12 protein-coding genes are annotated in these 9,671 nt (G+C 66.8%); 8 read left to right on the top strand and 4 right to left on the bottom strand.

The window, feature by feature from the left end; all coding sequences use genetic code 11:
* From ACTHJR_RS04775 to ACTHJR_RS04790, 4 genes are all read left to right on the top strand, one after another.
* On the top strand, positions 1-694 hold a 694-nt coding region (locus ACTHJR_RS04775), incomplete at its 5' end, for a His/Gly/Thr/Pro-type tRNA ligase C-terminal domain-containing protein (protein WP_440521981.1).
* A gap of 53 nt (positions 695-747) precedes the next feature.
* Positions 748-1,551: a hypothetical protein gene (locus ACTHJR_RS04780; protein WP_440521982.1), complete on the top strand. Its 804-nt coding sequence runs from the start codon at positions 748-750 to the stop codon at positions 1,549-1,551.
* A 57-nt stretch (positions 1,552-1,608) separates the two neighbouring features.
* Positions 1,609-2,037 carry a hotdog fold thioesterase gene (locus tag ACTHJR_RS04785; protein ID WP_440521983.1) on the top strand — a complete coding sequence of 143 codons (429 nt, stop codon included), beginning with the start codon at positions 1,609-1,611 and terminating at the stop codon, positions 2,035-2,037.
* Positions 2,038-2,137: 100 nt separating this feature from the next.
* Positions 2,138-3,040 (top strand): extracellular catalytic domain type 1 short-chain-length polyhydroxyalkanoate depolymerase, encoded by a 903-nt coding sequence (locus ACTHJR_RS04790; protein WP_440521984.1) that lies wholly within the window; start codon positions 2,138-2,140, stop codon positions 3,038-3,040.
* A gap of 43 nt (positions 3,041-3,083) precedes the next feature.
* Here the strand turns inward: ACTHJR_RS04790 and ACTHJR_RS04795 are convergent, their stop codons facing one another.
* From ACTHJR_RS04795 to glpD, 4 genes are all read right to left on the bottom strand, one after another.
* On the bottom strand, positions 3,084-3,764 hold the full coding sequence (locus tag ACTHJR_RS04795) for a TMEM175 family protein (protein ID WP_440521985.1): 681 nt from the start codon (positions 3,762-3,764) through the stop codon (positions 3,084-3,086).
* Positions 3,765-3,813: 49 nt separating this feature from the next.
* Positions 3,814-4,125, bottom strand: a complete 312-nt coding sequence (locus ACTHJR_RS04800) for a PilZ domain-containing protein (protein WP_440521986.1) — start codon at positions 4,123-4,125, stop codon at positions 3,814-3,816.
* A gap of 72 nt (positions 4,126-4,197) precedes the next feature.
* Entirely contained in the window at positions 4,198-4,560 is a 363-nt protein-coding gene (locus tag ACTHJR_RS04805) for a hypothetical protein (RefSeq protein WP_440521987.1), read from the bottom strand.
* Complete coding sequence (glpD, locus tag ACTHJR_RS04810) at positions 4,557-6,020, bottom strand: glycerol-3-phosphate dehydrogenase (protein ID WP_440521992.1); 1,464 nt, start codon at positions 6,018-6,020, stop codon at positions 4,557-4,559. Before glpD ends, ACTHJR_RS04805 begins: the two co-directional genes overlap by 4 nt.
* 90 nt (positions 6,021-6,110) lie before the next feature.
* Between glpD and ACTHJR_RS04815 the strand changes: the two genes are divergently transcribed.
* From ACTHJR_RS04815 to ACTHJR_RS04830, 4 genes are all read left to right on the top strand, one after another.
* On the top strand, positions 6,111-6,461 hold the full coding sequence (locus ACTHJR_RS04815; protein ID WP_440521988.1) for a hypothetical protein: 351 nt from the start codon (positions 6,111-6,113) through the stop codon (positions 6,459-6,461).
* 44 nt (positions 6,462-6,505) lie between these two features.
* Positions 6,506-8,797, top strand: a complete 2,292-nt coding sequence (locus ACTHJR_RS04820; RefSeq protein ID WP_440521989.1) for a ribonuclease R family protein — start codon at positions 6,506-6,508, stop codon at positions 8,795-8,797.
* A 73-nt stretch (positions 8,798-8,870) separates the two neighbouring features.
* Positions 8,871-9,188 (top strand): hypothetical protein, encoded by a 318-nt coding sequence (locus tag ACTHJR_RS04825; RefSeq protein WP_440521990.1) that lies wholly within the window; start codon positions 8,871-8,873, stop codon positions 9,186-9,188.
* The gene (locus ACTHJR_RS04830; RefSeq protein ID WP_440521991.1) at positions 9,185-9,538 is read left to right on the top strand and encodes a hypothetical protein; all 354 of its coding nucleotides are present in this window, start codon (positions 9,185-9,187) and stop codon (positions 9,536-9,538) included. Before ACTHJR_RS04825 ends, ACTHJR_RS04830 begins: the two co-directional genes overlap by 4 nt.
* The last annotated feature ends 133 nt before the right edge of the window (positions 9,539-9,671 follow it).

The raw sequence follows: 9,671 nt of genomic DNA on the forward strand, positions 1-9,671 counted from the left end.
CTTGATCATGACGCATGGCGACGACGATGGCCTCCGCGTGCCGCCGCAGATCGCGCCGTGGCAGATCGTGATCGTGCCGATGCTGCGCGACAATGACGAGGATTCCGCGCTGATCGATTATTGCCAGGGCCTCCGCGACGCACTGGTCAAGCAGAGCGCGTTCGGCGAGCCGCTGCGCGTGCTGCTCGACCTCAAGGCGACCAAGGCCGCGACCAAGCGCTGGGGCTGGATCAAGAAGGGCGCGCCGATCGTGATCGAGGTCGGCGGGCGCGACATGGCGGGCGGCAACGTCACGCTGATCCGCCGCGACGCGCTCTATCGCGAGGACGGCAAGCTCGACAGCGCGGTGGTCGCGAAGGCCGATTGCATCGAGCAGGCGGCGGCGTTGCTGATCGAGATCCAGCAGGGCCTCTACAATCAGGCCAAGCTGCGCCTCGATGGCAATATCGCGACCGACATCGTCGACCTGCAAGGCCTCGAGGCGTTCTTCGCCGACAGCGTCGAGAAGCCGGGCTGGGTGCTGGCGCAATGGTCCAAGCCGAGCGGCGCCGAACTCGACAAGGTCGAGGCCCAGTTAAAGGCGCTCAAACTCACCCTGCGCAACACGCCGCGCGATGCCGCGCCGGCCGATGGCCCCTGCATCTTCACCGGCGCGCCCGCGGTCGAGCGCGTGCTGATCGCCCGGGCTTACTGAGCGAGGGGCAGATGCGCAGACCCCGCATCCGTTACACTTTATATCTGGCCGCGATGGTACTGCTGCTCGAGCCGGCTAGTCTGGCTGCGCGCAAGAAGCCGAACGTCCCGTTCGATCTGATCGCAACGACTGCCCCGTTCGACGCCGGCGCGACGTTCACTGCGCCGCGGGGAGCAGTGCTCACTTCGATCGACATTTCGGTTCCAATTGCGGTCGAGTTGGACGGCGAGATCGATTCCGCCATTCAGGAGATGATCGCTAGCGAAGCCGGCGCGGCCATTGGCGCCGGCAGTATTCTGGTAAACAGCAATCCATCGGAAAACATCTATTGCGGTCCAATCATGTCGCGAGGGATGGGTAAAGCGGGCCCGTGCCTGATCGACACCGACGGCGACGGGAAATTCGATCGCGCCATGAAGGGTGGAGCAGATGCGAATCAGCCTACCGCGTTGGGGATCGCGACCAATGGCAAGCTGATGGGCATTTCCTATGCCAAGCACTCGATCGCCCTCCCTGCGCTGGTCCGCTACCATCGCGTGCCCTATGCCCAGGGACCGAAGGGCAAGGCGGATCTGGTGTGGACGTCCAATTTCAATCCGAAGCGGCCCGGGCCGGTAAGGATCGCCTTCTGGATGAGTTCGTACAACGACTGGGCGGGGACCTCGCTGGCGTCCGCGCCTGTGGAGGTCACCTTTGCCGGCCACCCGGTAGCGGTCGACATCAACGGGCTCAGACTGACGGTGCTGGGCGTCGGCGACAAAGGCGAACTGAACTTCCGGCTATCGGGCACAATGTCGTCGGTGCCGGTTAGATTCGAGTTTCTCGACCGGCAGAACGCGGCAATCTTCTACATCTGACGAGGCTTCGGCAATCGCTCGTACCGTCCGCACGACCTTGCCCATAGGAGTTCGCGAATGATCTGGTTTGACAACAGGAAACCCGACCTCGCGGCGATGACCGCGATGGGCGGGAAATCGATGCCAGGCCTGCTCGGGATCGAATTCGTCGAGGCCGGCGACGATTGGGTGTCGGCGCGAATGCCGGTCGATCATCGTACGCACCAGCCGTTCGGCCGCCTCCATGGCGGCGCTTCGGTCGCTCTGGCGGAGACGGTGGCGTCGATGGGCGGCGCAATGACGCTCGATCCCGCCAAGCAGGTCACCGTCGGGATGGAGATCAACGCCAACCACATCCGGCCGGCGATGTCGGGCCATGTTACCGCGACCGCCAAGGCCGAGTCGCTCGGCCGCACCACGCAGGTCTGGACGATCCGCATCACCGACGATGCCGGCAAGCTGGTCTGCCTGTCGCGCATCACGCTCGCGGTGATCGCGATCGGGTGAGGGCTTTCCAGCCCCTCCCCTGAGGGGGAGGGGCTTTCGATGTGGCGAAGGATCGGACGCTCTCGCTCGTTAGACAGCGCAGTGGCAACGGAGGACCGCCATGCGCTGGGTCTGGATCTTGGTCGTGATGGGGTTCGTCGGCATCGCACTCCAGCTGCCGGCCTCGGCCCCCGCCGCAGACGGTCCGCTCGTGCCGCATCGTATCGGCGATCGTACCTATCAACTGTTCGTCCCGCCAGGCAGCGGTCGCCGGCCGCTGGTCATCGCGCTCCATGGCGGCGGCGGCAACGGCGCGCAGGTCGCCATATCGGCGGGCCTGATCGACAAGGCGACGAAGGAAGGTTTCATCCTGGCGCTGCCCGAGGGCTCGGCGCGGTTCGGCAAGCTCGAAACCTGGAACGCCGGCGGCTGCTGCGCGTACGCGATGCGCGAGCAGGTCGACGATATCGGCTTCATCCGGTCGCTGATCGACGAACTCGAACGCACCCAGCCGGTCGATCCCAGGCGCGTCTATGTCGTCGGCATGTCGAACGGCGGGATGATGGCCGAGCGCGTCGCGATCGAGCTCGGCGATCGCATCGCCGGCGCGGCGGTGTTCGTCGGGGCCTTGTTCGGTAACGAGCCTCGGCCGGTCGCGGCCGTTCCGATGCTGATCGTCAATGCCGAGAAAGACGAGCAGGTACCAGTTGCCGGCGGCACCAGCACCAACGGCATCGTCCGCCGCTCGCAGGGTATGCCGTACGAGCCGTCGCGTTATGCCGCGACCTTTTGGGCGGCGGCCAATCGCTGCACGCGGGAGCCGGCGCGGAGCGAGACGGCGGACTATGTCCGCGAACTATGGACCGGGTGCGCGAGCGGGGCGGATGTCGATTTCTACATCATGAAGGGCGCCGAGCATGGCTGGCCGGGACGCGGGCTGGGACGACCGGGCGTGACGCGCAATACCGGCAAGATCGATGGGACGGCGTTGATGTGGGACTTCTTCTCGCGCCATCACCGTTGAAGCGCGAGCGACGGCCGGGCGTTCGGTGGCGCGGCGGCGGGAATCACTCGGCGCTGTCGGCTACGGCGTCCTCGGACTCGATACGGGCGGTCTCGCGCCCGATCCACGCCGACAGATAATAATAGTCGATCCAGATCAGCACGCTGACCACGACGATGACCCAGAAGGTCACCCGCGGGCTCCAGAAGGCGAGCCATGTTCCGCCGACCACCGCGACCAGCATGCAGCCCAGGGTCGACATCCAGAACAAGGTCGGGATCCTGGGATCGAGCCGCGGATCGACCAAGGCGCGGCGATTGAGCAGCATGTCGATCGTCAGCGTCGCGGTCAGCGCGCCGATCGTCACGCAATAGGGAATATAGCCCCAGGGCGAGTCGGGATAACTGCCCATTACCGCCGACGCGAACGGGATCAGCGACACCGCCATCAGCGACACCAGGGTCAGCAGCATGTGGGTGAAATTGCTCCGCCGCATCACGCTGTGCGACAGATAGGCATAGCTCCAGCCGACCGCCGCGGCGGAGAAGGAGATGAGGAAGGCGGCGAATTTGGGCCCGGCCTCGGTCAATGCCGGCAGGATGCGATCGGATGCCAGCCCCTCGGGAATCTTGAGCTCGAGCACCAGCAGGGTCATGACGATGGCATAGATGCCATCGGTCAGGAAATTGAGCCGGTCGACCTCAAGCCCACGGCCGCCGTCGAGCCGCACCACCATCCGGAACATCGCCACCCCCGTTTCGCCCGCGCAACGTTAGCGCGGATCACGGGAGATGTCAGCCGAGCCGCTGGGTCAGCGCGCGCATGACGTCGCGCTCGATCGGCTGGTCGAAGCGCGCGCCGATCACGCCGCCTTCGCACCACACCACGGTCGCGGCGATCGGGGTGTCGCGGTCGAAGCGGATGGTGAGCGCTTCGCCCTGGCCGGCTTCGATGCGGCTGGCGAGACGGCAGCCGTAGATCGACAATTGGTGGAGCGCGGCCTTGCGGTGGCGTTTCACGCTGGCATGCGAGACCGACAGGACCGGTTCGCGAGAATAGGCGACGTCGGTCGACCGGCGGCGAAAATGCGAAAATGTCGTAGCCATCACCGACCCCCGGGTGCCCCTGATAACGGCTATGCAACGAGGCCGGTTAATGACTGACTAAACGCCGTTTTTTTAGCGGTATGAACCGGCGGCCAGGTGTCGCGCGGCGACCAGGTGAACCATCTCCATTTCGCCGGCGCGGCGCGGTTTCAGCGCGCAGACGCGGAAATCGCCATAAATCGATGCGTCGAACAGCGATCCGCCGCGGGTCCGAGCGATCCACAGCCGGCGGACATTGCCCGGTAGCGTGGCGAGCGACAAATCCTGCCCGACATCAAGCGCCAGATAATGGTGCGAGCCGATTTCCCAGATACGCAAGCCCGGATTGCCGTTGGTCGCCATCAGCCGGCCGTGGACGATGCGGCAAGTATGCGGCGCGGCCGGACGCGTCGCGGGCGCCGCCGCGCTCATCGCGAGCGCGAATGCCAGGATCATTGGCCGTCGCGCATCAGCGCGTCCCAGCGTTCGGCGAACCGCGCGCGCTCGGCATCGGTCAGATGCAGGCCCATTTTGCTCCGCCGCATCAGCGCGTCGTCGGCGGTGCGCGCCCATTCGCGGTCGCGCATCCAGCGCGCCTCGATCTCGGTCAGCCCGCCGCCGAGATCCTCGCCCATGGCCGTTTCGTCGGTCACGCCCGCGAGCATCTCGCCCAGCATCGTGCCATAGGCATGCGCCATGCGCGCCGATCGCGCGTCGCCGAGGAACGGCCAGGTAGCACGCGTCTGGGCGAGGAACTGGTCGAAGTCGGCGATCGCGCCGCCGGGAAAGACGCGTGCTCGCGACACCGGGCGCTTGGCGACGCCGAGCACCGGCCCCAGCCGGCCCATCGCGTCCTCCGCGAGGTGGCGCCCGGTGGTGATCTTGCCGCCGAACACGCTGAGGAGCGGCGGGCCTTCCTCGTCGAGCTCGAGCACGTAATCGCGCGTCACCGCCTTCGCCTCGCTCGCGCCGTCGTCATAGAGCGGGCGCACGCCCGACCAGCTATGCGCCACGTCGGCCGGAGAAATCTGTTTCACGAAATGGTGGTTCGCGCCTTCGCACAGATACGCGATCTCGTCGTCGGTGATGACCGCGTCCTCGGGCCGCTCGACCGGGATGTCGGTGGTGCCGATCTCGGTTCCGCCCTGCCACGGGATCGCGAAGATGATGCGGCGATCGGGAAGCTGCAGGATATAGGCGTGGTCGCCCTCGTAGAGTCTGGGCACGACGATATGGCTGCCCTTGACCAGCCGGACATTGGCCTTGCCGTCGAGCCCGAGCCGGTCGAGCATCAGATGCACCCATGGCCCAGCCGCATTGACCAATGCGCGCGCCTGGACGGTGCGGCCGTCGGACAGAGTGGCGCTCCAATGGTCGCCGTCGCGCCGCGCCGTGTCGAGCGACACCCGCGTGCAAATCTCGGCGCCATTGGCCCGCGCGTCGACCGCGTTGAGCAGGGTCAGCCGCGAATCGTCGACCTGCGCATCCGAATAGACGAAGCCGCGCTCGCCGCCCTTGAGCGGCGCGATATAGGCCTTGTCGGACGCCCGCAGCCCGCGCGACCGCGCCAGGCTCATCTTCCCGCCGAGCATGTCGTAGAGATACAGCCCGATCCGGATCATCCACCACGGCCGCACCGAATTCTCCTGCGGCAGGACGAAGCGCAACGGGCGGATGATGTGCGGTGCGGCATGGACCAGCAATTCGCGTTCGCGCAGCGCCTCGGCGACCAGGCGGAAGTCGTAATATTCGAGATAGCGAAGCCCGCCGTGGATCAGCTTGGTCGAGGCGGACGAGGTATGGCTCGCGAGATCGTCGCGCTCGACCAGCAGGACCTCCAATCCCAGCAGCGATGCCTCGCGCGCGATCGCGCATCCGTTGATCCCGCCGCCGGCGATGAGAAGGTCGTAGGTCAGCGGTTTCGATCCTGGCTTGGCACGGAGGCGGAACAGTCGACGATCTCACCGGTTCTCCTTGCCGTCGTCAACTGCGAGGATGCGCAGACCATGCGAAAGTTCCTGATCGCGGCGAGCACGCTCGCCGCCGCCGTCGTGCTTGCCGCTCCGGCCAATGCCGATCCGGGCCAGGGCCGGTGGGGTGGCTGCCCGCCGGGCCTCGCCAAGAAGGGCAACGGCTGTATGCCGCCGGGGCAGGCGCGCAAATATTATTGGAACCGCGGCGCGCGCGTGCCCGCGGGCTATAGCGGCTGGACGCGCTATGACGCGATTCCGCGCGCGTATCGCGTGCGCGTACCGTACAACGCCCGCTATCGTTACGTGTATCGCGACGACTACGTCTATATCGTCGATCCGCGCACCCGACTGGTTCGCGACATCGTCGACCTGTTGGCCCGCTGAGCATGGGGTGACGGGAAGGCCGGGCGAGCCTATCTTGACCCGACATGGCAAAACCAAAACATAAGCACGGCCTTCCCACCCGACAGCAGATCCTCGATTTCATCGCGTCCTCCGACCAGCCGGCGGGCAAGCGAGAGATCGCGCGCGCGTTCGGGCTGAGCGCGCAGGAAAAGATCGCGCTCAAGGCGCTGTTGAAGGACATGGCCGACGAAGGCCTGATCGACAGCGCGCCGGGCCGCGCTTTCCACAAGATGGGCGGGCTGCCCAAGGTGACCGTGCTCAGGATCACCGATGTCGACGATGGCGGCAATGTCTGGGCGGTGCCCGAACGCTGGGAAGCCGAAGGCCTGCCCGTGCCGCGGCTGCGCGTCCGCGAGCGCGGCAAGCGCTCGGCACTCGGCATCGGCGATCGTATCCTGGCGCGGACCGAGGAGGCCGGAAAGGGCTGGATCGCGCATCCGATGAAGCAGCTCGCCAAGGGCGACGAACTGATGCTCGGCGTGGTCCGGCGCGAGGGCGATCGGCTGTGGCTCGAAGGGGTCGAGAAGCGCGAGCGGCGGCAATATCAAATCTCGGACGCGGGCGATGCCGAGCCGGGCGATCTGGTGCTCGCCGAAAAGGCCGGGCGGCCACCGCGCATCACCGCGCGCGTCACCCAGCGGCTGGGCGATCCGTTCGCGCCGCGCAGTTTCTCGCTGATCGCGATCCACGAGCACGACATTCCCGACCGTTTCTCGGAAGAAGCGCTGGAGGAAGCCGACCGCGTCGCGCAGCAGCCGCTGGGCGAGGGGCGCGAGGACCTGACCCATTTGCCGATCGTCGCGATCGACCCGGCCGATGCGCGCGATCATGACGACGCGGTGTGGGCCGCGCCCGATGACGATCCGCAGAATGCGGGCGGCTGGAAGGCATTGGTCGCGATCGCCGACGTGTCCTTCTATGTCCGCCCGGGATCGGCGCTCGACAAGGAAGCGCGACGGCGGGGGAATTCGGTCTATTTCCCGGATCGCGTCGTGCCGATGCTGCCCGAGATTCTGTCGGCCGAAGTGTGTTCGCTCAAGACCGGCGAGGACCGTGCGGCGCTGGCCTGTCATTTGCAGGTGGCGAAGGACGGTGCGCTCAAGTCGTGGCGCTTCACTCGTGCGGTAGTGCGGATCGCGGCGAACATCGCCTATGAGGAGGCGCAGGCCGCGATCGATGCCCGGTCGTCACCCCAGCGAAAGCTGGGGTCTCATGAGGAGAGTCCGGCCGCTGAGGCACGAGATCCCAGCTTTCGCTGGGATGACGCATTGGTCGAGGGCGCGCTGGTCCCCCTCTGGGCTTGCTGGCAAGCGCTCGCCAAGGCGCGCGACAAGCGCGAGCCGCTCGATCTCGACCTGCCCGAGCGCCGGGTGATGCTCGACGAGATGGGGCGCATCCTGTCGGTCGCGCCGCGCGAGCGGCTCGATGCGCATTGGCTGATCGAGGATTACATGATCGCGGCCAATGTCGCGGCGGCCAAGGCGCTCGAAGCGAAGAAGGCGCCGGTCATGTATCGCGTCCACGAACCGCCGGCGCGCGAGAAACTGGTCGCGCTCAAGAACTATCTCGAGACCTGGGGCGTCAAGTTCGCGCTGGGCCAGGTGATCAAGCCCGCCACCTTCAACCAGATTCTCGACCGGATCGGCGACGTGGACTTCCGGCCGCAGGTCATGGAGCAGGTGCTGCGCTCGCAGACCCAGGCTTATTACGCGCCGGCCAATCACGGCCATTTCGGGCTGTCGCTCGGCAGCTATGCGCATTTCACCTCGCCGATCCGCCGCTATGCCGACCTCATCGTCCATCGCTCGCTGGTCGCGGCCTATGGCCTTGGCCCGGGCGGTCTGACCGCGGATGAGGCGGCGGGGATGGAGCGGATCGGCGAAGCGATCAGCCGGCTCGAACGCCGCGCGATGGAGGCCGAGCGCGATACGATCGACCGCTATGTCGCCGCCTTCCTGGCCGAGAAGGTGGGGGAATTGGTCGAGACGCGAATCACCGGCGTGCAGAATTTCGGCATCTTCGCGACGGTCGAGGGGATCGGCGGCGACGGCTTGCTGCCGGTCCGCGACCTGGGCGGCGAATATTTCCGCTTCGACGAGGCGGCGAAGAAGCTGGTCGGCGAGGATTCGGGCGACGAATATGCGATCGGCCAGATGCTCGAGCTCCGCCTCGCGGAAGCCAATCCGGTGTCGGGCGCGCTGCGCTTCGAGCTGCCCGAGGGCCGCTACGCGCCGCCGCCTGGCAAGAAGCCGCAACGCGTCTTGAAACGCCGCGGCCGTCCGCCCAACATTCGCCATCAAGGCAAGCGACGTTGATGTCGTTGCAGCTTCGCTGCCGCAACCCGGTTCAGCTCGCTGAACCGACAAAAAACCGGGGGGAGTAAGGCTTATGGGTGGAGCGGCGGCAGGAGCAGCGGCGGGCGCGGTGGCACGGGCACGGCGGCGGCTGGTCTCGCATTTCATGACGCAGAACGCGGTCTCGGCCGATAGCGCGATCGCTTATGCGCCGAGCCGCGGCATCGAGCGACGCCTGCTCGAACGCCTGATCGAAAAGGGCGTGCTCCACGTCGGCAAGGCGGGCACCTATTGGCTCGACATTCCGGCCTATGACGAATGGACCAAGTCGCGCCGGCGCCGCGCCGGGCTGGCGGTCGGTGCCGCGGTGGCGATCGGTGCGGCGCTTGGCTTCCTGGCGGGCGGGGGATGAGCGGCAAGCTCGACCTGATCGGCGTGATACCGCCGCCCGGACCGTCGGGCCCGCCGCCGATCCATCCGGCGATGCTGCGCACGCGCTCGCGAATCGCCCGCGCGATGATCGCGGCACACGCGCTGGCCCCCGAACAAGCCATCGCGTTCAACCCGGCGCCGAGCGACGTCGCCGAACTGATGCGGTTGCGCAAGGCGGGGGTGATCCGGGAAACATTGCCCGGCCATTACTGGCTCGACCTCGTCGCCAATCACTATCGCGAGCAGCAGGCCGGCCGTGTCCGTGCGATGTGGGCGGTCGGCATCGCATTGGTGCTCGCGGTGGTCGCAGTGCTCTTCTACCGCGGATAATTCATACGGGCGCTAGACTTGGTTTCAGCAAAGCTGAAACGGTTGCGGTTCCCGGGCCCCGCCCCCCCCCCCCCCCCCCCCCCAACAGAGGATTTGGGGGGGGGGGGGGGGCGGGGGGCCCCCCCAGACCACA

This window comes from Sphingomonas sp. (genome assembly GCF_051962185.1).
Taxonomy (GTDB): Bacteria; Pseudomonadota; Alphaproteobacteria; order Sphingomonadales; family Sphingomonadaceae; genus Sphingomonas.

Coding starts and splice junctions, on each gene's coding strand:
- ACTHJR_RS04780 (WP_440521982.1), top strand. CDS start 748: ATGGTACTGCTGCTCGAGCCGGCTAGTCTGGCTGCGCGCAAGAAGCCG.
- ACTHJR_RS04785 (WP_440521983.1), top strand. CDS start 1,609: ATGATCTGGTTTGACAACAGGAAACCCGACCTCGCGGCGATGACCGCG.
- ACTHJR_RS04790 (WP_440521984.1), top strand. CDS start 2,138: ATGCGCTGGGTCTGGATCTTGGTCGTGATGGGGTTCGTCGGCATCGCA.
- ACTHJR_RS04795 (WP_440521985.1), bottom strand. CDS start 3,764: ATGTTCCGGATGGTGGTGCGGCTCGACGGCGGCCGTGGGCTTGAGGTC.
- ACTHJR_RS04800 (WP_440521986.1), bottom strand. CDS start 4,125: ATGGCTACGACATTTTCGCATTTTCGCCGCCGGTCGACCGACGTCGCC.
- ACTHJR_RS04805 (WP_440521987.1), bottom strand. CDS start 4,560: ATGATCCTGGCATTCGCGCTCGCGATGAGCGCGGCGGCGCCCGCGACG.
- ACTHJR_RS04815 (WP_440521988.1), top strand. CDS start 6,111: ATGCGAAAGTTCCTGATCGCGGCGAGCACGCTCGCCGCCGCCGTCGTG.
- ACTHJR_RS04820 (WP_440521989.1), top strand. CDS start 6,506: ATGGCAAAACCAAAACATAAGCACGGCCTTCCCACCCGACAGCAGATC.
- ACTHJR_RS04825 (WP_440521990.1), top strand. CDS start 8,871: ATGGGTGGAGCGGCGGCAGGAGCAGCGGCGGGCGCGGTGGCACGGGCA.
- ACTHJR_RS04830 (WP_440521991.1), top strand. CDS start 9,185: ATGAGCGGCAAGCTCGACCTGATCGGCGTGATACCGCCGCCCGGACCG.